Annotated in this window: 21 protein-coding genes and 1 tRNA gene; 9 read left to right on the top strand and 13 right to left on the bottom strand. The window is 38.5% G+C overall.

What is annotated here, in order from left to right:
• Position 1: 1 nt before the first annotated feature.
• From IGI46_RS10375 to IGI46_RS10360, 4 genes are all read right to left on the bottom strand, one after another.
• Entirely contained in the window at positions 2-817 is an 816-nt protein-coding gene (locus IGI46_RS10375; protein ID WP_429973394.1) for a DivIVA domain-containing protein, read from the bottom strand.
• Positions 818-832: 15 nt separating this feature from the next.
• Positions 833-2596, bottom strand: a complete 1764-nt coding sequence (locus tag IGI46_RS10370; protein ID WP_429973393.1) for a glucosaminidase domain-containing protein — start codon at positions 2594-2596, stop codon at positions 833-835.
• Between the two features lie 124 nt (positions 2597-2720).
• Positions 2721-3116, bottom strand: coding sequence for a DUF1149 family protein (locus IGI46_RS10365; protein ID WP_207705450.1), 396 nt, complete (start codon positions 3114-3116; stop codon positions 2721-2723).
• Positions 3117-3530: 414 nt separating this feature from the next.
• Positions 3531-4637, bottom strand: coding sequence for a tyrosine-type recombinase/integrase (locus IGI46_RS10360; protein ID WP_429973392.1), 1107 nt, complete (start codon positions 4635-4637; stop codon positions 3531-3533).
• A 553-nt stretch (positions 4638-5190) separates the two neighbouring features.
• Between IGI46_RS10360 and IGI46_RS10355 the strand changes: the two genes are divergently transcribed.
• The 6 genes from IGI46_RS10355 (at position 5191) to IGI46_RS10330 (ending at position 8199) form a co-directional block, all read left to right on the top strand.
• A complete protein-coding gene (locus IGI46_RS10355) occupies positions 5191-5952 on the top strand; it encodes a hypothetical protein (RefSeq protein ID WP_429973391.1) in 762 nt (253 codons plus the stop codon).
• 442 nt (positions 5953-6394) lie between these two features.
• On the top strand, positions 6395-6610 hold the full coding sequence (locus IGI46_RS10350; RefSeq protein WP_429973390.1) for a hypothetical protein: 216 nt from the start codon (positions 6395-6397) through the stop codon (positions 6608-6610).
• Between the two features lie 2 nt (positions 6611-6612).
• The gene (locus tag IGI46_RS10345; protein ID WP_429973389.1) at positions 6613-6855 is read left to right on the top strand and encodes a DUF2922 domain-containing protein; all 243 of its coding nucleotides are present in this window, start codon (positions 6613-6615) and stop codon (positions 6853-6855) included.
• Between the two features lie 132 nt (positions 6856-6987).
• Positions 6988-7377, top strand: coding sequence for a hypothetical protein (locus IGI46_RS10340; protein WP_429973963.1), 390 nt, complete (start codon positions 6988-6990; stop codon positions 7375-7377).
• Between the two features lie 55 nt (positions 7378-7432).
• Entirely contained in the window at positions 7433-8026 is a 594-nt protein-coding gene (locus IGI46_RS10335; RefSeq protein WP_429973388.1) for a DUF2922 family protein, read from the top strand.
• Between the two features lie 80 nt (positions 8027-8106).
• The gene (locus IGI46_RS10330; protein WP_242704318.1) at positions 8107-8199 is read left to right on the top strand and encodes a type I toxin-antitoxin system Fst family toxin; all 93 of its coding nucleotides are present in this window, start codon (positions 8107-8109) and stop codon (positions 8197-8199) included.
• Positions 8200-8461: 262 nt separating this feature from the next.
• On the opposite strand, the gene IGI46_RS10325 is transcribed toward IGI46_RS10330, so the two are convergent.
• From IGI46_RS10325 to IGI46_RS10300, 6 genes are all read right to left on the bottom strand, one after another.
• On the bottom strand, positions 8462-9019 hold the full coding sequence (locus IGI46_RS10325; RefSeq protein WP_429973387.1) for an STM3941 family protein: 558 nt from the start codon (positions 9017-9019) through the stop codon (positions 8462-8464).
• Between the two features lie 306 nt (positions 9020-9325).
• Positions 9326-10105: a sigma factor-like helix-turn-helix DNA-binding protein gene (locus IGI46_RS10320; protein WP_429973386.1), complete on the bottom strand. Its 780-nt coding sequence runs from the start codon at positions 10103-10105 to the stop codon at positions 9326-9328.
• A 285-nt stretch (positions 10106-10390) separates the two neighbouring features.
• On the bottom strand, positions 10391-10468 hold the full coding sequence (locus IGI46_RS10315) for a helix-turn-helix domain-containing protein (RefSeq protein ID WP_242704375.1): 78 nt from the start codon (positions 10466-10468) through the stop codon (positions 10391-10393).
• A gap of 459 nt (positions 10469-10927) precedes the next feature.
• Complete coding sequence (locus IGI46_RS10310) at positions 10928-11935, bottom strand: DarT ssDNA thymidine ADP-ribosyltransferase family protein (RefSeq protein ID WP_207702258.1); 1008 nt, start codon at positions 11933-11935, stop codon at positions 10928-10930.
• Positions 11922-12854 carry a macro domain-containing protein gene (locus IGI46_RS10305; RefSeq protein ID WP_207702257.1) on the bottom strand — a complete coding sequence of 311 codons (933 nt, stop codon included), beginning with the start codon at positions 12852-12854 and terminating at the stop codon, positions 11922-11924. Before IGI46_RS10305 ends, IGI46_RS10310 begins: the two co-directional genes overlap by 14 nt.
• Positions 12855-13139: 285 nt before the next feature.
• A tRNA-Gly gene (locus IGI46_RS10300) sits at positions 13140-13210 on the bottom strand.
• 199 nt (positions 13211-13409) lie between these two features.
• On the opposite strand from IGI46_RS10300, the gene IGI46_RS10295 reads away from it, so the two are divergent.
• Entirely contained in the window at positions 13410-13667 is a 258-nt protein-coding gene (locus tag IGI46_RS10295; protein WP_347298907.1) for a thioredoxin family protein, read from the top strand.
• A 192-nt stretch (positions 13668-13859) separates the two neighbouring features.
• Here IGI46_RS10295 and IGI46_RS10290 read toward each other — a convergent pair whose 3' ends face one another.
• Both IGI46_RS10290 and IGI46_RS10285 read right to left on the bottom strand, forming a co-directional pair.
• Complete coding sequence (locus IGI46_RS10290) at positions 13860-15125, bottom strand: DUF4352 domain-containing protein (RefSeq protein WP_207702256.1); 1266 nt, start codon at positions 15123-15125, stop codon at positions 13860-13862.
• A gap of 789 nt (positions 15126-15914) precedes the next feature.
• The gene (locus IGI46_RS10285; RefSeq protein WP_207702255.1) at positions 15915-16556 is read right to left on the bottom strand and encodes a redox-sensing transcriptional repressor Rex; all 642 of its coding nucleotides are present in this window, start codon (positions 16554-16556) and stop codon (positions 15915-15917) included.
• Positions 16557-16754: 198 nt separating this feature from the next.
• Here IGI46_RS10285 and IGI46_RS10280 point away from each other — a divergent pair, with 198 nt between their 5' ends.
• Both IGI46_RS10280 and IGI46_RS10275 read left to right on the top strand, forming a co-directional pair.
• Positions 16755-18689, top strand: a complete 1935-nt coding sequence (locus IGI46_RS10280; RefSeq protein ID WP_207702254.1) for an ABC-F family ATP-binding cassette domain-containing protein — start codon at positions 16755-16757, stop codon at positions 18687-18689.
• 56 nt (positions 18690-18745) lie between these two features.
• Positions 18746-19408, top strand: coding sequence for a C39 family peptidase (locus tag IGI46_RS10275; RefSeq protein WP_207702253.1), 663 nt, complete (start codon positions 18746-18748; stop codon positions 19406-19408).
• 228 nt (positions 19409-19636) lie between these two features.
• On the opposite strand, the gene IGI46_RS10270 is transcribed toward IGI46_RS10275, so the two are convergent.
• Complete coding sequence (locus IGI46_RS10270; protein ID WP_207702252.1) at positions 19637-21592, bottom strand: heavy metal translocating P-type ATPase; 1956 nt, start codon at positions 21590-21592, stop codon at positions 19637-19639.
• Positions 21593-21713: the final 121 nt, after the last annotated feature.

Here is a 21713-nt window from a genome sequence, read left to right as displayed (position 1 = left end):
TCTATGCTTGGATTTGATGCAGCTTGTCTTCAAAGGTCTGTTGCCAGCTTTGCCACTTCATATCGTTGACTTTAGCTAGGGCTGCTTTGTAATCGTAGATCAGCGTGTCGCGGAAGTTGATTTCTTCTCGTTTGGCTGCTTCGATTTCCTGTTTGGTTTGAGCCATTTCTTCCGCTAATAAATTCAATTCGTGTTTGGCTTGCTGCAACATAACTTCTTTTTCCTGTTCTAACTTATGCAGCTCTTCTTGGCAGTGGGCTTCCACTTCGTTTTTTTTCTGTTCTGTTTCATTTAGTAATTTTCTCGCTTGTAGTTGCAGGGCATTGCGTTTGGCTTCGGCTTCTTTTAGGATTGTTGCTTGCTCTTCCTTGGCTTCTTTAATAATTCGTCCACGTTCCACATGGGCTTCTTCAATGATCTTGGCGCCTTCTCGTTCGGCACTGCGCTCAATTTCCAGTGCTGTTTCCTGGGAAATCAGAATGGCTTCTTGGAACGTACTGCTGGATTTCTTAGCAGCTTCCTGTTCTTTTTCCAGTGAAACCTGCTTTAGTTGTTCTTCCAGTATTTCCATACGTTTCTTTTGTTCGTGCAACTCGATCACATAACGAGAGCGTTCTTTACTGAACTCGTCTTCTTGCTTCTTCTGGCGCTCGGTAATCATTTCAATGTCTTCTTTTAAATCCTCTTTGTCTTGTTCAAAGCGTCGATAATCCTTAGCTACATAATGGAGAAAATCATCCACATCGTACTTGCGATAGCCGGAGAAGGACGCAACGGGGAAAGTTGTCTTTTTAATTTTCTCTGAATCAAATTTCATCCAATTCCACCTTTCCTAAAACAGCACAGTCGCTGGATCAACAAGCCGCTCCACTGCTAATGTTGAATCTAAGCACAATTCAAAGTGCAAATGGCTGCCGGTACTGTTACCCGTTGAGCCAACAAACCCGATCGTTTGTCCCTGTTCTACGCGTTCCCCTGCATTGACTGCAAAGTTACGTTGATGGGCGTACAAAGTTGTTTCACCGTTGTCATGTTGGATTACAACGTAATTGCCCCAAGAATAGTGATACTCTGCGATTAGGACTGTTCCACTCTTACTAGCGAAGATTGGCATGCCTTCACCAGCGGCTAAATCAATCCCGCGATGGAATTCACTACCGCGCATTCCGAAAGAACTGGATACCACAAAATCATTTAAGGGAAGTAGATAACCAGATGAAGCGACTTGATTAGTTGCCGTTCCCTCTTCCTTTGGATGATCGTATTGGGTCAAATTGTACGTTTCAATCAAGCCATTCAGCTTCTTATTGTAAGAAGTGTCCGTCGCATACTTACCAGTCAAGAAAGCTGTAGCCTCTTCATAATTTTCAGTCGTTGTTTTCCAAGCTCCTTTGTAAAAATCAGGATTGCCGGAAATGCCTTCTTTCAACAATTCAGCGTAATCTTCAAAGCAATCTTCATAATCGTCATAGGCTCTGAAGCTGGCTTGGATGGTGGTCATATTGCCGCCACCCGTGTCTTCTTGAGTGGCGAAACTAACACTCTTGCCTTCGTGTGTTCCTTTAATCCCAAACAAATTGTAATTGGGTGCTTGTGCCAATTGACTACCACCAGAACCGGATTCCAAAATCGCTTGGGCGATCATGACTGAAGCATACAAGTCATGTTCTTGCCCGACTTCTCTCGCTGCTTCACCGATTTCTTCAATAAACTCTGTCGTGGTCAAATTGCGATCGAACTTGATGGAACCATGACTAACTGTTGTCTGTTGTGGACCAACGGACACTATATTTTCTGGTGAGTGAATGACAATCGGTTCAGTTATTTGTTCTTGAACCGATTGTTGTTCAGGCTGTTGCACATAAATGACTTCAAACTCTGATTCAGGAATGGGTACTTCCTTTTCTGGTTCAGTTGGTTTTGGCTGTTCAGGAGCTGGAACTTCCTGTTCAGGTTCTGGCTTTGGATTTTCTGGTTCAGGTTTTGGTGCTGGTTTCTCTTCTGGTTTAGGAGTAGGAGCCGGTGTTTCTTCTTCATCACCTGGATCAGGAGTAGGTGTTTCAACCTCATCTCCAGGATTCGGTGTTGGCCTCTCCTGTTGACCTGGATCAGGGAGCGGCATCTCCTCTTCCTCACCCACATTACTTATTGGTAATTCTTCCGTTTCCGAAATCGCGGGTTCTTTCTCTTCGCCAGAGCTTTCCTCTTTTTCATTTATTTCTGAAGCTTGAGTGGAATCAGTAGTGGTAGTTGGTGCTAAATCCTTTTCGTCTTTTTGTTCCGATGCCACTGCTTCCTCTTTATCAGATACAATTGCTGGTTCTTCAATATTCTGTCCCACTTTCTCAGTCGTTTCTGCTTGGGAAACAGCCGGTGTATCCTTTTCCGTTTTGATTAGTTCACTTGAACTGAACGTAATAGAACCGCTGTTTGGTGCCGCTTCATTAATCGCTTTATTCTCAGTCAATACGGTCTCTTCTGCTGCATGGGCAAAAACAGAGGTACTGTTTAATACAATCGAAGCCGAACCTAGCAGCGTAGTAGTGCCAATAATCCCTTTCTTTATTTTTGGATGTTTACTTTGTGAACGAAACACTTCTCGGTTCCACACGCGCTGATATTTTTTTTCAAATTATTTTTCTCCTATCCCGTTACTTTTTGCTATAATCGAATCAGGTCGTTTCTTGAACAACACCTGTAGTTGCAGATACTTTATTCATTCATAAGGGACTAGAACCATTCACTTGATTAAAATCTAAAAAGGTTCCTGGCTCATTTAGAGCGATTTCACTCGTTTCGTATGTTAAGCGCTGCACAATTTCTAATAAGGGGGTGACTAATTCCGTAATTTCAGACTCTGTGAGATCGTCTTGGGATTCAACCAGTTTATTTTTAATATGGTTGATTTGGCTAATGCCACCTGAAACCTTAAATTGCTTAACCGTTAATGAAAAATCTAGCCGCGTTCCAATCGTACAGGTTTGCTGTTCTAAAGATTCTGGCTGTTCGGTATCCAGTGGAAGGATACTTAAATTAAGCAGTTGCTGCTCCGTCGTATCTTGTATTCGATCGTAATGAAACGATTCCACTAGCGGGTTTCGTCTGTGAATGTCCATGGCATTTCCTCCTGACAGTTAATTTCTATGCGATTAAACGCTGTATTTAATCATTTATTTATGATTAAAAATGTACGATTCCCCGTTTTACCTTCTATAAAATGGGAGAATTTATGTCCTGGTCTTCTCAAGACTAAGACACACACTAAAAAACCTCTAAAGCCAACAAAAAAGCCATCAACTGACGGCCTTTGACGGTTTAAAGAGAGTTAAAAAAATTTTATGCTCAGATTTTTTAAATTTTTCTAAAGATCAAATGACTAATTTTTCTGGATTTTTAGACACAACGAACTGAATTTTCGAAGAAATTGATTAGCCAATCCGAGTAAGCGTTTTCCTTAAAAAATGCAAAAAAAGCCACCCTGTTGTTCCAATCAACACTTTTTGATAATTATTATTATCTAGTGTTCATTTTTAACTGATGGCTTTTTCCATTTGTTTCACTACTTGAACCTTTTGTTCCATAAAGGAAGACGTGTAGGTATCCAGCGTTAATTGTGTTGAGCTATGCCCCATCATTTGACTAACACTCTTAATATCTCCTTGGCTTTCAATGCAGCGCGTCGCAAAGGTATGGCGCAGTTGATGGAAATGAATGTGCTCAAGGTTCGCCTTCTTACGAATTTTATGAAAATGATAGGTCAGTAAACGTGGTTCTGAAGGGTTTTCTGCAGTCGAAAAGACAAATCTCCCACTGGATTGCGCCTTATGCTTCAGTAATACCTTTTTTAGTAACTTACTCATTGGAATAGACCGAATAGAGGAAGCTGTTTTCGAGCTTGTATAGATCAGCTTGGTTTTTTGTTCTTCCAATAGAGAAAATACTCGTTGAAAGGTTGACCGGACATGAATGGTGTTTGTCTTAAAGTTGATGTCTTCCCACGATAAGGCTGCTGCTTCACCAATTCGTAACCCAGCATGTAGAGCCAATAATGTCGGCAAGCCTTTACTTGTCTCTTCCTCAATGGCTATCTCTTCCAAGTTTTTTTGTTCAACTTTAGTAAGTGCCTGCTGCTGTCGCTTTTCTACTTTAGGTAGTTTGACTGATGTAAAAGGATTCACATGTAATAATTCCTGATTGATGGCTTGATTCATGCACTGCTTTACAATACGGAAGACCACTTGGATCGTTGAAGCTTTCAGACCCCGTTGCTGTAAGGAGTTCAATAGTTCTATCCCTGTTTCCTTATCTAATTCATTGAGACTATACTCCCCAATTACCGACAGAACATAATGACATAATTTGTGTTCATAGTTCGCATATGTCGATTCCTTTACATCTTGCTTCACCTGCTGTAACCACTGCATGCCCCACTCTTGGAAGGAAAAGCAAGCTAAGCCTTGTTTTTCTTGAAGCAATTGATACTTCATTTTTAATGGATACAGCTTCTTACGAACGCCTTGAAGCGTCCTAGAGTACACAGATCGGTACTTCGTTTTTCCATCTGCCCGCTTTCCAATCGGATAACGTCCCTCCCAACGTTTATCTTTTCGTTTATATATATTCTCGCCTCTGCGCATAATTCATTTTCCTTTCATTAAATGACGGTATTTTTGACGGCAAATAGAAAGTATCCTTTATTCTGCCATTTGTAGTCGCTCTACTTAATAGGAATAAATAAAACAAATCACAATAATTATTTTTTTAAAAGATATTGCGTATTCAAACCGCTTATTCTATAATTAATTCAGTTAACAATAATCTTTTAGGCCGAACCTCTTTCAAAATTTTATAAGTTCTTAGTCTTGAGAAGACCAGGACATAAATTTTACAACAGAACCCCTTCAAATTAACCATTATGTTCATTTCGATACCCCCAAAGGTTAAATAGAACTTCCCTTAAAATCATTTCTATATATTTATTATATTACACAAATGACCAAAAAGTTAAAATTACATAAATTATTTTATAGTTGTTTCAGAGAAAAATTCGAATAACCCCTTTTTTGCACCTATTCCAAAATTTAATTTTTATAGTATTATTATTATATGGCTACGATTCGTTGGTAAGAATCAAAGAAATCAGCCGCCATTAATTAAATTATTTTTTTGAGAAGAACTGGAGTGAAAAAAATGAAAAAGAAAAAAGGAAAAGATTCACAGGGGAATGAAAGCGTTAAATACTTAGACTGCACCAAATGGTCACCTGAATGGGAGGAGTTGCTTGAAGAAGCCTATACCAGCTACCCACGCTTAGGGATTCGAACCATTCACATGGTCTTGCCCATTCCTGGAAAAAGAGGCACCCTTGTCTTCCATGACAGCAATCAATGCTACCATTCAACGTTCCACACCTTAACTACCCTACTTCGAAAACAGGAGTCTTCAACGTTCTATAATTACTATTTAACTTCTAACGTTTTAAAACAAATTAAAGGGTTTCAAAAACGGCTATTGCCCATGATTAATGCCAAATTTGTTCTATTCCCATTAGCTTCACCTAAAAATTCCATCTGGCTTAATCCTTTGTCGATGAATAAAGTTCGAGAAGAATCTGAACGAACATTCATCAAAATGGCGACTGGTCCAGGGCTAGTGGTTCACACCAGCAAACAAGCGATTGATAAGTATGCGGCGAATGCACTATTGAGCTTGACATGTTCCAAGCGGGATATGTCCTGGGTTACTGGTATTTCTCCAGACATGCACCCCTTAGATTACCTAGAGTTACCAGATACTCCATTTATTGATCAATTGAGCCATCGCCACCAGGATATACTGCAGGACTTCCCCATTACATATGGTGAATTTTTCCAACACTATTCACTTCACTATGCCTTGGCTCAACTTTTAGAAAAGAATCCGTTTATCACTTTTGATGACCTTTCTTTTTAGCTTTTACGCAATCAACGATCGATATAAATAACAATTAAAAGAAGTTCGTTCCACCTAAGTTCAGGTGGAGCGGGCTTCTTTTTTTGGTCTTTTTGTCCTTCCTTCTGTTCTTTTTTGGCTAGCAGAAAATAAATATCGAATTAACTTTTTGACAAGAATACTGTTATAGCAGTCTTTATCGTCATTTCCAATCAAAAAAGTCTCAAATAAGTTAAAAAAATTTTTTATACGTTATACGCAGGTTTTTGGCTTTTTTTCGCTTCTCCAAAAAATAGAATCCTTTATTATCAACCTTTCTATTTTTCAAATCGGCGTATAACTCACTTTTTTTGTCTATAACTGCTCTAGCTTTTTTTTGAAAAATTCTATATCTTTTAGTCACCGGCCGGAACAAAAACAAAATAACGACAAACAAACCTTTACAGAAAACGGAGGAATCGAAATGATTCAAAATCTGGGTACCAAATTACAAGTACAAATCGAACAAGCAGGCGAAGACAAACAGAAAAAAGTGAATTTCTCAAACGTAATTGATAATCCACCTGAAGCGGATGTAGTCAAATTAGGAGAGATCATGGCAGAGCTATCCCAGCAAGGCAGTTCATTGGATAGTGTCATCCTGACTGTGCAATCTCGAATCACCAAGGAGGTTGAATAAGTATGAGTAAAGTTGTTAAGTTAGTTTCTATTTTCAGAAATGGTATGGGAAAAAGCCAAACCTGGAGTTTGAGCAACCCAGATACCACGAAGACCCCTTCTCAAATCAAAGGCCTTTTAGAAGAGATGGCTAAATTGAATCTTTTCCAGAAGGATGGCATTCGTCAATATGAAACTGTCGTAAGTGCGAAATATGTAGAAACAATTGAAACAACGATATTTGAAGAAGTTCCTGTCACACGTTAATTACTGTTGAGAAGCCGTGGCAGACGTGCCGCCCTTCTCTTATCTTATTCACTCAAGCTGGGTTTTCTAGGAATCTGGCTTGAATGATACGTATCAATTTATTTACTAATGAAAAGAAAGTGGGAATATATTATGCCAGAGCAGCCCTTCACTCACCAACAATTATTTAACCTCAAACGCGAGACGATCGAGGAAAAAGTCATGGAATACTATCAAGAAACTCAGAATGGCACGATGACCATTAAATTATTACTTGCTTTGCGTGTCCGATATCAGCTTGGTGCGAAGGAGTTCGCTCTGGTATTGCAGGATTTAGTTCATTACTTATTTAAGAACACGAAAGCAACCAAAACGATGAAGCGATTTTTCTGGTACTTTGCGGATTACTTTGAAACCAGTGAATTACGAATTTTAGCCTTGAAGCTCGACCCTATTCGCAATTTTTTTGAAGCCACTAAGTCTCTTATCAAGTCACAGCTAGCCAAGATTTTCCAAATCGAATCTGACACTGAAGCCACCTGATAAAAAATAATTATTGTTTGTCACCTACGCAAATAGACTATGAAAGGAGCAGAAAATGATCAAACTAGTTTCCACCTTCCTTAACAGTGAAGGCAAGAAGCACAACTTTACTTTTAAAGATCCGGACACTACTAAGAGTCACGAAGAAATCAAAGAGTCCTTGGAGCTTTTGAGCAGCTTAGCCCTGTTTGAAAAAGACGGTGTTGGTTTGTTCCAACAAGTGGTTAAAGCGAAATATGTAGAAACGATTGAACGTCCGATTTTTGAAGGCGATGAGCTATTTGGTGATCCTCAAACAGAGGAAAAACCGGAAGTGATTGAAGAAAATGGTAATGCGGAACAATTAATGGCGCTTCGCTGCACTTGGCAGGAAAAGCCTCAGGTTCCTGCAGTAACCTTAGAATCACCCATCAGAAGTGAGGTGCATGACACGCTGCGTTCTGTAGCTAATACCTCTACGGACAGTGAAGGTATCACAAGTAATTCTCCTTCTAATAAAATAAATACTGGACTGAATACGAAAGAAGCTTCCTCTTCTGCTGGCAGCCCTTATGATGTCGTCAAGGAATTAGTAAGTCGAAGAAGACGGAGGAAAGCTAAGAAAAAGGAACGGCGGAAACGACAGCTTCCTCCTGAATCTCCCTCTTGATCGTTTGATCATTTACCAGCGTAGGTAAGACAAGATCCATGTCTGGATCATGGGTATGCGCTTGAGAGGAGGTGATGCATTTGCAATCTCTCGTGCAGTACATCTTAGCCCCGATTTTTGTCGGATTGGTTATCGCTTTGGTTAACCATTGGCTAGATGATCATGATCCATGACAAATTGAAAACTACTGACACTTGCGAATCGGGCCCATTCGCAGGTTGTCTCGTTTTTCACTACGGTGCTTTGCCCTTTGATAATTACATATTTTCTTTTGTGCTAGAACTCTATTTATGAGGGATACATTCGCAACTTTACTTACTTCATTCCAATTCCTTTAGCGGGAAGACTGGAATTTTATATATAGAAAAAGGCCAAGCTTCTTTTACAGAAAGAGCTTGGCTGCTTCATTTGATATTGTTTAACTATTTATAAGAGCTAATTTGATGATACTTGGTTAGTTTCTGCGAATTCTCTGGCTGGCGAAGGGTCTAAATAGCGATTCATTCTGCTCAACAGATCATCATTCGTGCAATTCTTTGCACTTTGCAGATTCACATTGATTTCGCCAAAGCCCATAGCAACATTGGCACTGATTGCTTTTTTCTGAAAAGTGGATAATTGAGATAAGATTGGATCTGGCTCCTTTAGATAAGCAGAAACAAAGGTCTGACCTGCCATACTTTTATTCTCAATCTTTTCGATGCCGCTCCAAGGAATTAGACGATCCTTTGTTGCAAGGGCACTACTATAATCGTAAAAACCTTCACTGGTTAAAACAACCAGCTTCTTGCCTACAAAAACTTGTTTCAAAATAAATATCTCACAGGCACCAAAGAATAATCCGCCGATTAGACCAATCCCGATCATTAGATACTGTGTTTCCACTACTCCAGCAAGTAAAACAAATAGGCAGACTGTCACCATTAACAATCCTAAAAAGGATAGCCCGATTTGTTTGATTTTGCTTTGATAAACAATGTACTCTTCTTTCATACACATACCTCCATGTAGAAGTATACCAGAAGCTTTTACTCAAGTGGATAGAGTATTTAAATTGTTTAAATGCTTAGTTATTAACATATCAAGGTGTCAGTCTGCTAATTCTTTTTATATGCTGTTCATTTGGTTAGTTCACATACTCTTGAAAAAATAGTGCGGGTAAGTTCTTATTCTGCTTTGTATTTGACCGATTAAGCCAAAATAATACTTTTCCGCTGGTGTTCATTTTGATCATTAAGAGTATCTCTAAGCTATAAACCCGTTTAGGAAGATAATATACTGCATTTTCCCAACCAGAAACTACTCTCCGTAAAAATAACGAGAACTACTCCCTTCTCCAAAAAGAAACATTCTTCTGAGCTTGTCTGCTTCTTGGCTAACTGCCTTTGAAGGGAATTCCTGTTTCTTAGCGGGGATTATCTGATTCAATATAGATTTTCGTTTATTGTTTACCTTGGGCTGTTTCTTTTTAGCGCTCTCGATTATTTGTCTTACTCGCTCACCACTTTTACCCAGTTCTTTCGCAATCTCTTTAAAAGATTTACCTGCTCTGCGCATTATGACAGCTTTCTTGTGTTCATCACTCAAGTCTTCTAGATTAACAGCAGCTAAATCACTTATGATTTTATTCAATTTCTTCTGTTTGTTTCTTAAAATTTTTTGTTCTCTTTGCTGCTTCATTCTGCAGGCAACACAGCTGTTCCTATTGTTCATGGTCTCGCCACAGGCAGAGCACTTAACTCGTCTTTGCTTCAGGTCTTCCATTTTTCTTTTTCGCGAAAGGCTGCCATCATCCCACATTAAGTTTTCGACTTTAAAGTCTTGTGGATTCCCATTTTTGAATAGTACAAATTTCTTTTGTTCAGGATTCGGAAGAAAGGCTTCAGCCATCAATCGATGAACGTATAAACAACCTGTCTTGCCTTCTTTTGTCTTGTTACTGACTACTGGATATTTCTTGTTTCCAGACTTGAAATAGCGAATAAAAGGTACCACTTTCGTCCCGTCCTGCTTTATTTTGAGGATTGTTCCATCCTCATGTATTTCAAAGTTTCCATCGCCTACTATCGCACGTCTCATGTCTCCACTCATTTCTTCAATAATTTAGCTTTTTTTATTTGCACCTGTCATGCGGCTACGAAGTATCTATCCAAATGCACTTTCAGTTATACGTACACCACACGCACAATTTATTTTTGCCTATAATATGCTCATCCCTTTAAATAAGAAAATTAAGATTCGAGAATTCGATCCACAATGAATTATACTAAAATATTTCATTTAATAAAACTAAATACTGAAATTTTATTACGATTCTCAATAGAGAAATTGAGTTAGCTATAATTGGAAGATTTTTTTTACTTGTTAAACTTGTTGATTAAAGAAGACGACTTGTTCTTCTGTTGGATAGATGCGGTACTTGTATGCTTTTAGTTGTTCCATAAGGTCAACCCCCTCGTCAGTTTTGAAGACACGAACATTTGTTCTTTGGATGATTATATCATGCGGAAAATAGCGTAGCAATAGCTTTTTTTCATTTTTTAGTTGCACCGTCCCCCTAAAAAAAACGGCATTCATCACCCACCTATAGAGGATGGGCGACTTCTGCCTGAAATTCTGTTAAATCAGAAGACTATTTGAAGTACTATGTAATAAAAAACTTTTTAATATACTCATTTGGAGAAGTGTATGGATTTGATAAAATATGATGCAGTTTAAGGAAATAGAAAAAAGACCAGCATTCATTAGAAATGCTGGACTAAAATGATCTTCTTATAAGAATCGAACTCGCGACGGAAGCTTCTATATTTCATATAGACCGTAGTAGCATCGTATTTTAAACGATTTTACATAGAGGTTGGGGCTCTCACTGAATTGACTCCTCGAATAAACAATAATTCTTTAGAAGGGTAAATCCGTGCTAACTGCATCATATCTATTTTGATAAATTTTAATGTCATCTAAATAAACATTTACTTCATAATGTTGCAAGTTTTCCTTAGATAAATCAATAATAGGCATATCTGTGAGTTTTATTCTTTTTGGTCCCCAAAAATAACCACCCTTTTCAGAATCAAAAATTTCCATTCTTACTTCAAATTCAGGATCGCTATTTCCAGGATTGAATTTTAAAGTAATGCTTTTTGAATCAATCGTGCTGTCTATGAGATATGCTCGAGATCCATAGAAATAATTTTTCTTATTATCCACTAAAATTATATCTTCATATAGGATTCTGATTTCAGGATCGAGCATCGCTAATAGAAACTCTTTCTCAGGTAGACTTCTTACATAGATATACTTCAATTTATCAATAGTAAACTCATCTTTTACAACTAGTTCAGCTTGTCGATGAGATATTATTGCCGATTTTTTGGGATTATTGTACAAAGATCGATTATGGAGTATCAAATCAAAAGGTAATTGTTTAAATTCTGCTACGCTATTATACAATTCAACATTATAGCGTTTGGCTAAAGTTTCTCGACTAAAATAAACTTCTTTCAACCCTAAAATTTCCCATGAATTAAATAAAAAAAACACTGGTACTGGACAATGAGCTTTGAAATCTGAATTTTCAATTTCTGTTTTGCTCATAATCCCCTCATTCCTATATTGAGTAGGAGTCTTAGGCCTAAAATAGAATCTGACATAGTCCTTTACATAAAAACCAGTTCCTGAAATTACACTTTCTGATGCATTATCATTTAACATCAAATTCAGTTCTTTAGCTTTATTTCTAGATAAAATTTTGCCAGTATTAAGAATCGAAGCAGCATTTCTTATATCAGTAAAATGGTAAACATATTCAGCATAGGCTCTTTCTTTCTCACTCAAGTCCTGTGAATCATTGCTCCATATTAAAGTATTTATCGCATCATAAAACTCCTGTTCCCTAGTGAAGTTCATTATTTACCAACTCCTCTTGGAGAGAATTAGAAGCTAATTCTATTCTATTATGAGTCAATAGTCTTTCAAGATAATTAGAATTTTCTTCTTTTGTATAAATAACGGAAACATACGGAAGTAAATCAAGAATTGCAATTACTTCTCTTGACATATTTTCTCGCTCTTCAGATATCTCACCCTCTAAAACAAATCCATTATCTCTTAATAAACTCCAAATATTGAAAAGTTCCTCAAAATAGATTGCATGATAGTTTTCAGAGTTTGAATAGCGTAAGACTATAGCTACTGAGTCACTTTCATCTGTGTTTAACAGAATAGATAATTCGACTTTTTCATCATTCAAGAATATGTTGTTAATTTCAAAATTTATGATTCGCTCTAGATCTTCTTGAACTTCAGCAAAGCTTAAAAGTTTAGGATTACTATTCAACCATTCTTTTATTTTCTTCTGATCTTCATACTCCGGTTTATTACTTTTATTACTATACAAATGAATAAAAACATCTATGGGCAAGTCTTCCAAATATTTCTCCATCAAGGGTTTTACTTGCTGTTCCCAGTTCAACCCTCCGTTCCCAACTCCAAGCTGTGGGAAAGAGATTGATTTGATTCCCTTTTCTTTATAGGTATCAACAAATTTTTTTAAACCAGATTCTATATATTCCAACCTTGATGGATTTCTCCAGTGTTTCTTTGTAGGAAAATTTAATACCCATTTATTTGGTGTTTTGTACAACCACAACTTTCCAACTTCTAATGCACCGATTTCACAATAGCGTTGATATTCTTTAAACATTTCAGGATAGTATTTTTTAAAGTCTTTGGCTATCCCTTTGCCCATTACACCAACTGTATTTACCGTATTCACAATAACCTGAGCAGGACTTTCAAAAATATTTTGTTCAACATAGCGTATCATTGAATTCCCCTCCTTTGAATTAATCTTTAAGATTTCTATTATGTGATCTATAGAAAGTACGGTCTACCGTGATAGTAGTATATCAGAAAAAACTATAGTATCACTAAAAATCCGAATAATATTTTAGCGAAATCTTAAGTTGCTCTATATTCTAATATACGCAAAACAAAAAAATTTTACTTGCAAATATAAAAATTCTGAAGATGTTTAGATTTTTACTAAATGTACATTAAAAAAGACCAGCATCCATTACAAATAAGCTGGTCTAAAACTCTAATCTGACTAAGCGGGTGACGAGAATCGAACTCGCGACGGAAGCTTGGGAAGCTTCTGTTTTACCACTAAACTACACCCGCGTAACACTAAGAAGTATAACGCTGATTATTTAATCAAGCAAGTAAAACTATTACTGGAAACAGAACCGTTGACTTATCAGTGATTTTTTCTTACCTTTGAATAAAAGAGGTGATTGACATGGACACTCTTAAAACAGTTCTCAAAGCAATTGAAATGGAAACCAATGCCGTGGTATTCATCTCTACTAAAGATTGAGGAATCTGTCGGGTAGACGAACCTCGCGTGCGAGGAACTGCAGAGAAATACCAAATTCCATATTACCATTTAGATCTTACAGAAGAGCCTGAATTAGCGAGTTACTTTGAGGTATTGACTGTACCAGCGGTTATTGTTTATCACCATGGGCAAGAGGCACTGCGGCAGGCACGCTTCATTGGGCATCGCCAGATTAAGGAGCTACTGGAAAAATTACCGTTGGATGATGGTCCGACTGATTATGATCGGATTTTTGATTAACACGCTGCGGCGTGTTTTTTCTTGAAGGACTCTCAATTAGCGATAATTATTTAACTAAGTGAATCCGGTCATTTATAAAATTCTTCTCTTTTTCAGTTCAGAGAGGAGCGAATGCAAAAAAAATAAGCAAGTCAAAAGACTCACTTATTTCAGACTGAAGAATCAGCAAACCTCATTTAGACGAAATGATGATTATTGATTAGAAAATTCAAACGATAAATCTCCAATAGTAGTTAGGCGCTTAAACTCACTATTATAAATACTAACATCCAACAGATAGTCTTGATCCTTATAAAGCTTATCGTAAGAGTCTTTATCAAGTACAAAAACTAAATACTTAGTTGCAGTACTCCCCTTTTCAACATTGCCTGCGTCCGCATCAACTTCCAACATATTTTCACTCATCATTTTGACACTATCCCCTATTGTCAGTGTAGCAGAGGTCCCGTCAACATTTAATGATTCGTCTCCCTCATTTTGCACATTGACTTTAACTGTCATAAGGACAACGCCAGATTCAAACTTACTAAATCTTGACGCTTGATCTTCATTTGGCACAAATGAAGAAATTTGATAGCCTTCTGCAGTAACATTTACATCTTCAAACTTTTCTGTTTGATTTAGTTCCTTTTCAACAAGCATCGTTTTTGTTCCCATATTGTCCTTCGTTGCCTTATCTTCATAGAACTTAGAGCTTTCATTCTTCGTTACTTCACCATCACCAGACAAAGCGATGATCTCTTTTTTAGGTTCGACAATCGCATCATCCTTACTAAAGCTATCCGCTTGGTTATAGAGTCCTGAGAGCTCAAACTCTGCTGTGCCAGCTGCTGCGATTTTTTCCATTGCAGCAGGTTTGATTGCTAAAGCCACATATCCTGAAAGTTCTTCATTCGGCTTAATTTCATTTTTCTTTTCAACCAGTTCACTAACTAAATCGTCTTCCAAAAGACTTTTATTGCGACTCACTGCAGCATCGTAACCAACAACATTCATTGTGAAACCTGGACCGGCAAAAATACTTTTATCACTCGTATTTTTGTAAGTGGCTGAAACTAAAAGTATGCCTCCTTCTTTGTTTTGGTCACCAAAAGGAATCCGTAAATCCCGAGAAAAATTTTCTGCCTTGATATATTGATAGCCATTTATAGTAAAACTGGCTTGATCGTTCCCATTGACAATAGGCTCAGTATTTTCGAAAATTGTCGTCAGCTTTTCAGCCTCCATATTTTCTTTCAATAACTCATGTGCTGCATCCCAGTCAATTTTACTTGCCTTATTTTTTTCTTCTTTTTTACTACTGCTAGTTTTAGTGGTGCTTTTACTGTCTTCCAGTGTAGAACTGCTAGCAGACTCTTTTGCTTTACTCGTTTCAGTAGTTCCCGTTTCTTGTTTACTGCAGCCACTGATTCCCAATAAAGCAGTTGCTGCCAAAGAAATTATTAACTTTCTTTTCATCTTACTCCTTCTTTCCATTAAAACATTTTATTAACACGCCCCATTATACCAAATTTTGTTTGTTAAAAACTACTCCTTTTTAATAATCAAAATCAAAAGTGGATTTTTTTGTTCTTGAAGTGCTCGTCCAACCCCTTGATAGGCAGAATCAACAAACCATTCACTCCTTGAATTAAGGATTGTGGTCGTGCGTTCTAACTATCGCTCTTCAGATAGTTTTAAAGCTTTGATTGGTGAACGCTTGGCGCGAGGCAATTGATAGTTTTCATGAGGATTATTTTGCAGCAGCCTGTATTTTACTACTTCTTTTAACTATTGATTTACCAAACGAAAAAGGATTTGAATTGTACTAGTAACTAAGTAGTTGAAGTTAGAAAAAACTATGCCTAGTATATTAATTAATGATTTGAGCAATCAAATCGTCAGAAAAATAGAACAAAACAAAAACCGTTAAGCCTTATATTCTGCTTAACAGTTTTTCTATGCGACTTTTTATGATCATGGTGTTCTCATTAGTTTTAGGTGTTCTGTATCGATTTTTAAACAAGGCATTTGACTATACCGTCACCACGGACAGTAGACGCGGTTTATTGAGCATCACCAGATCAAAGACCATACTTCAACTGATTCTGATCGAATTCTTGATTAATGCGCTCCAACATTTTTTCTTAAAGGATTCTCAATTAGCAACATTTATTAAGCTAATTGATTCATAAAGTTTGTGAAACTGTTCCTTTTAGACAGCTCAGAGGTACACGAAAGCAAAGAAAAATAAGCAAGTCAGCAGACTTACTTATTATCCTCGTAATTATGATGTAAGAAATAAATCAAGGTTTGCAGCTCGTTGGTTAAATCAACACTTTGAATAATGACATTATCAGGTGCAGACAAACGGGCAGCGGTGAAGTTCAAAATGCCTTTAATTCCAGCATCTACTAATTTATCCACTACCGGTTGTGCTTCCTGTGCCGGAATAGTTAAAATAGCAATTTCAATATGCTGCAATTTGATTTGTTCTACCATACTATCCATTGGATAAACTGGAATTCCATCTACGATGCGACCGACAATATCTTCTTTGATATCAAAGGCACAGCTGACACGAATACTATTGCTTTGGTGGAATTTGAATTTCAACAAAGCACTTCCTAAATTACCGACTCCGACTAATGCAACATTTGTTAATTGATCGTCGTTAAGGATTCTTCCGAAGAAGTGCATTAGATCTTCCACATCGTATCCATACCCACGTTTCCCTAATTCTCCAAAATATGAAAAGTCGCGGCGAATAGTTGCGCTATCGACTTGAATTGCTTCACTTAATTCTGTTGAGGAAACCTTCGTTTTTCCAGCAGTATTTAGAATACGCAGATAACGATAGTATAAGGGCAATCGTTTAACCGTCGCTTTTGGTATTGCTTGTTCTTTCACAATATCTCCCCTTTACATTAAACTTATTACTCTTTCCAGACCCTATCATATCAATAATTCATAAGTAATTGCAACGTCTCTGCTCAAATAATTGTGAAATAATCACGAATCTTTAAGAAAGGGGCTGCAAGCCTCACCAGAACGGTAAAAATATGGTAGACTAAAAGCACTCGAAGAATAAAAAATAAGGAAGATTTTATGCTATTATTACAAGCTAATCAAATCGCTCGCTATTTTGGTGCTGAGACGTTATTTGAAAATATTCACCTGGAGATTGATAGCCGCGCCCGCATTGGTTTAGTCGGACGTAACGGTGCTGGAAAATCAACATTATTGAAAATTATTGCCGGAATTGATTCACCTGACGCTGGCCAAATTACCAAAAATAAGCAGGCTACTTTAGGCTACCTGGCACAGGATACCGGCCTAGCCTCTTGTGAAACTGTTTGGAATGAAATGTTAAAAGCCTTTGACTCGGTCATTGCGATGGAAAATCGGATGCGGGAAGTAGAAAAGGCCATCAGCCAAGCTAGTGAATCGGACAACAACTACGATTCTTTAATGAAAGAATACGATCAGCTGCAGCATGACTTTAACGATTCTAACGGCTATGGCTACGAAAATGAGATTCGCAGCGTTCTTCACGGATTTAAATTTGATGAGAGCTTTTACGATAAGCCGATTGATACGTTATCCGGGGGTCAAAAAACCCGTCTTGCCTTGGCTCGGATGTTGCTGGTTCGACCAGACATTTTGATTCTGGATGAGCCCACCAACCACTTAGACATTGAGACCTTGGCATGGCTGGAAGATTATTTGCAGGGCTATACTGGTGCATTATTAATCGTTTCTCATGACCGATATTTCTTAGATCGAGTGGTTAACGAGACTTACGAGATTTCTCGCAGAAAGATGACCTATTACAAGGGAAACTACTCCCATTACCTTGATCAGAAGGCAGCTCAGTTGGCGAGCGACTGGAAGGCTTATGAAAAACAACAAGCTGAGATTGATAAGCTAGAAGATTTCGTGGCACGCAACTTGGTACGGGCCTCTACCACTAAACGGGCGCAAAGCCGTCGGAAAACCTTAGAAAAAATGGATCGTTTGGATCGTCCGGATGGCAAGGAAAAATCTGCACGCTTTATGTTTGCGATTGAGAAAGCTTCAGGTAATGTGGTTTTACAGTTGGAGGATGCTGCCATCGGTTATGATACTGCTCTTTCTGAGCCAGTGAATTTAGATGTTCGCCGCCAAGATGCCATTGCACTAGTTGGACCAAATGGAATCGGTAAGTCTACCTTGTTGAAATCCCTAATTGGTCAAATTCCTTTTATTAAAGGTGAAGCTCATTTTGGAACCAATGTCTCTATCGGTTATTATGACCAGACCCAGGCAGAGCTGAGTGGGAATAAAACCATTTTGGCTGAGCTATGGGATGAACATCCAACCACACCGGAGAAAGATATTCGTACCGTGTTAGGTGGTTTCTTGTTCAGTGGTGAGGATGTTGAAAAGACAATTCCTTTGTTAAGTGGTGGCGAAAAAGCCCGCGTTGCTTTGGCCAAGCTGTCGATGGATCGAGAAAACTTTTTGATACTGGATGAGCCAACGAACCACCTGGACATTGATAACAAAGAAGTTTTAGAAAATGCCTTGATTGATTATGAAGGTACTCTGCTTTTTGTTTCCCATGACCGCTACTTTATTAACCGGATTGCCACCAAGGTCATCGAATTGTCGCCAGAAGGCAGCAAACTTTACTTGGGCGATTATGATTATTATTTGGAGAAGAAACGGGAAGAAGAGGAAATTGCTGAGCTGTTAGCAGAGGAAACTGCAGAAGCTGCTCCACCTCCTAAAAATAAATTTTATCAGGATAAAGAAACCCAGAAGCTGGTTCGCAGTCTCCGGCGAAAGGTTGAAGCTGTAGAGGAAAACTTAGCTGCTTTGGATACCACGATTGCTCAGCTGGAGCAAGCTATGGTACAGCCAGATATATTAAATGATCATGTTCGCCTAATGGAGCTGACCCAAGAATTGGAACAACACAAGGCTGTTCAGGAGGAACAGATGGCTGCCTGGGAGGAATTGAGTTTGGAGTTAGAGGAAATGGACGAAGCTACATCTTAAGTCGGATGACACCTTTGGCCTGTTAGGGTTTAATAGGGTTAACGGAGGTGTACCTCGTGAAGAAAAAGAAGAGTGTGCTCCCTGTCTTATTGGGGAGCTTTTTAATTATTGCCAGTGCCTGCATTTTCGCTATAAGAGTACTGAGCGAACCCACGACAACGGTTTCGCCTGCCTTTGCCGATGACGCCAATCGTCATTTGAGTGAACGAGGGCAGGATATGACTCTGATGCTGCAGACTGACCCACAGTGGGCGGCAACTCCATATGGCAGTGGATCGGACCGAAATGATCTAGCCACCAACGGCTGCGCGATTACCTCGTTAGCGATGGTCTTGTCCTATTACCAAAAACGTGTGGTGACTCCCACCGAAATTCTCAGCTGGTCGCAGGACCGCTACTATGTCAGCGGACAAGGAACAGCCTGGTCGATTTTTTCAGACTTTGCTGCAAACTTTCAGCTGTCTTATGAAGAACTAGGCTTGGATGCCGGGCGAATTCAACAGCGGCTGCAGCAAAATCAACCGGTTATCATTTCAGTTAATCCCGGTGAATTTACTGGTGTCGGTCATATTATGGTCATCAAAAAAGATGCCGCTAGTGATCAAATTATTGTCTTTGATCCTAACGACACACCTGAAAAGCACCACTATCAAAACAGCTATGAACTAGATTATATTTTGAGTCAGAGTGCCAATGCTTGGGCCTTTGCTCCGCTATAAGAAAGGTTTTTCAGACAGGACTAGCTTGAGGAGCCAAATAAAAAACCTCTCACATTTTTTGTGGGAGGTTTTTTGAAAGGGGAAAAAGATTTGATCTAGGGATATCTATACTATAGCCTGCAGTCATGAACAATTATTGACCATTCTCAGAGATTTTGTGAGATATTTTTAAAGAAAGTTTGAAGATGCGATCTTTTCTGATCCTTAACTGGTCAAGAATTTTGGCCTCTACAAATATTTCTTCGGTGTCCTCAACATTCTCAGTGCATTCAGAATAACCGCAATTGTACTTCCCTCATGCAGAATAACACCTATCGTGATATCCATTTTTCCTAAGAAATTTAAGGTCACTAGAAATAGAACAACAAACATAGAAAACAAAATATTCTGCCAAGTGATACGGGTCATTTTTTTGCTTAATTGATGCGCATAGACCAGCTTCGACAAATCATTTTTCATCAAGACCAGATCCGCCACGTCCATTGCCACATCGGTCCCATCTCCCATTGCAACACCGACGTCAGCGGTAACTAGTGCAGGAGCATCGTTAATTCCATCCCCTAACATTCCAGTTGAGCCGTATTTTTGCTGCTGCTCTTGCACGATGCTCGCTTTGTCTTCTGGCATTACGTTAGCAATAACCTCGTCCACACCAATTTGCTTCCCAACTGCTTCACCAGTTAATTTTGCATCACCGGTAATCATGGTAGTATGCAGTCCCGCTTCCTTAAAATAAGCGATAGCGTTTTTGGCATATTGGTTAGGAACATCCATCAAAGCGATAAACCCAATTACTTCTTCGTCCTTAGCGACAAAGACTACCGTTTTTCCTTCGGCTGATAATTCTTGTGCCTGCGTTTTGTAGACAAATGAAGCATTCGCAAAGGATGATGGTTTGCCGATTCGATAGCTGTGGTTGTGGTATTCAGCCGACAAACCACGTCCTACTTCATTTTCGATGGTTACTGCTACCTCTTGGCGATCAGTAAATTTGTTAATGATCGCTGCAGCCAAAGGATGATTGGATTGTTTTTCCATAGCTACAACTAAATCGATTATTTCGTCTTCATTCAAATCATTTGCAATAGCATAATCCGTGACAACAGGTTTGCCGTTAGTTAAGGTTCCAGTTTTATCAAAAGAAATGGCCTTCAGCTCTTGCAATTTGGAAAGGTATGCCCCACCTTTAACTAATACACCTTTTTTCGAAAGGTTCGAAATTGTCGCTAAAGTAGTCGGTACGGCACTGGCTGCTAATGCACAAGGTGACACTGAGATTAGGTATACCATGCTACGATAGAGACTCATCTGCCAAGTCCAGCCAAACACATACGGACCTGCCAACAGCACCAATGGAAAAAGAAGTAAAACAATCGTTACATACTTAGGTTCTAGACGTTGGATCAAAGTAGCTGTCTTGGTTAAACTCTTTTGTGATTGATTAACCATCTGCAAAATCTTCGCAAAAACCGTCTCTGAGCTATCCTTAGTTACTTCCATTGTAAAAGTTCCTGAACCATTCATCGTACTACCATAAACTTCGTCGCCAACAGTTTTCTCTTTAGGCATGCTTTCACCATTAATTGAAGCTTCATCGATCGCTGTGGTTCCGCTAAGAATAATTCCGTCAGTAGGCACTTGCGCCCCATTCAATACTTGCAGCGTATCCCCTATTTTTACTTGATCTACTGGAACTACTTTGGCAGAACCATCCGCATAAAGAATTCGAGCTTCCGTTGGGTTCATATTAAGTAGATTCGTAATTTCCCGTTTACTCTTACCATCTACGTATTCTTCCAAGAAATGAGCCCCAGCGAAAATAACAATCAGCATCGCTGCCTCCTCAAAATTCCCAATCGCGATGGCCCCAACTGTCGCCAATGCCATTAAGAAATGAACATTCGGCTGAAACTTTTTGGCAGCCGCTGAATTTCGAATAGTGTCCCCAACACCCTCTAAAATAATATGATAACCAGCGGTGACCACAGCAATCAAGAAAGCTATATTAGCAAATTGTTCATTGCTTCCTTCTAATACAAATCCTCCAATAAATGCAGCTACACCAACAAAAAACATAATAATGGCAAACTTCCCACCATGGCTGTGCTCATGTTCATGATTATGCTCGTGGTTGTGGTCATGATCTTTTTCATGATTGTGGTGGTTAATTGTGGCTTTATCCATTTTTAACACCCTTTCTGACATGCGTTTACATGAATAGTAATTCATATGTTAATCACATTATACATGAACAAACAATCATATGTCAACAGCTTCAATTGTTTTATTTCCGAAAAAATAGACG

Origin of the sequence: Enterococcus sp. AZ163, from assembly GCF_050498925.1 — a bacterium.
Taxonomy (GTDB): Bacteria; Bacillota; Bacilli; order Lactobacillales; family Enterococcaceae; genus Enterococcus_A; species Enterococcus_A ferrettii.
The sequence above is the reverse complement of the archived record's forward strand: the minus strand, read 5'-3'. Positions and strand labels throughout refer to the sequence as shown.

Bases quoted from the DNA above. Each gene is read 5' to 3' on its own strand.
- IGI46_RS10375 (WP_429973394.1), bottom strand. From the start codon at position 817: ATGAAATTTGATTCAGAGAAAATTAAAAAGACAACTTTCCCCGTTGCG.
- IGI46_RS10365 (WP_207705450.1), bottom strand. From the start codon at position 3,116: ATGGACATTCACAGACGAAACCCGCTAGTGGAATCGTTTCATTACGAT.
- IGI46_RS10360 (WP_429973392.1), bottom strand. From the start codon at position 4,637: ATGCGCAGAGGCGAGAATATATATAAACGAAAAGATAAACGTTGGGAG.
- IGI46_RS10355 (WP_429973391.1), top strand. From the start codon at position 5,191: ATGAAAAAGAAAAAAGGAAAAGATTCACAGGGGAATGAAAGCGTTAAA.
- IGI46_RS10350 (WP_429973390.1), top strand. From the start codon at position 6,395: ATGATTCAAAATCTGGGTACCAAATTACAAGTACAAATCGAACAAGCA.
- IGI46_RS10345 (WP_429973389.1), top strand. From the start codon at position 6,613: ATGAGTAAAGTTGTTAAGTTAGTTTCTATTTTCAGAAATGGTATGGGA.
- IGI46_RS10340 (WP_429973963.1), top strand. From the start codon at position 6,988: ATGCCAGAGCAGCCCTTCACTCACCAACAATTATTTAACCTCAAACGC.
- IGI46_RS10335 (WP_429973388.1), top strand. From the start codon at position 7,433: ATGATCAAACTAGTTTCCACCTTCCTTAACAGTGAAGGCAAGAAGCAC.
- IGI46_RS10325 (WP_429973387.1), bottom strand. From the start codon at position 9,019: ATGAAAGAAGAGTACATTGTTTATCAAAGCAAAATCAAACAAATCGGG.
- IGI46_RS10320 (WP_429973386.1), bottom strand. From the start codon at position 10,105: ATGAGACGTGCGATAGTAGGCGATGGAAACTTTGAAATACATGAGGAT.
- IGI46_RS10315 (WP_242704375.1), bottom strand. From the start codon at position 10,468: ATGGAACAACTAAAAGCATACAAGTACCGCATCTATCCAACAGAAGAA.
- IGI46_RS10310 (WP_207702258.1), bottom strand. From the start codon at position 11,935: ATGAACTTCACTAGGGAACAGGAGTTTTATGATGCGATAAATACTTTA.
- IGI46_RS10305 (WP_207702257.1), bottom strand. From the start codon at position 12,854: ATGATACGCTATGTTGAACAAAATATTTTTGAAAGTCCTGCTCAGGTT.
- IGI46_RS10290 (WP_207702256.1), bottom strand. From the start codon at position 15,125: ATGAAAAGAAAGTTAATAATTTCTTTGGCAGCAACTGCTTTATTGGGA.
- IGI46_RS10280 (WP_207702254.1), top strand. From the start codon at position 16,755: ATGCTATTATTACAAGCTAATCAAATCGCTCGCTATTTTGGTGCTGAG.
- IGI46_RS10270 (WP_207702252.1), bottom strand. From the start codon at position 21,592: ATGGATAAAGCCACAATTAACCACCACAATCATGAAAAAGATCATGAC.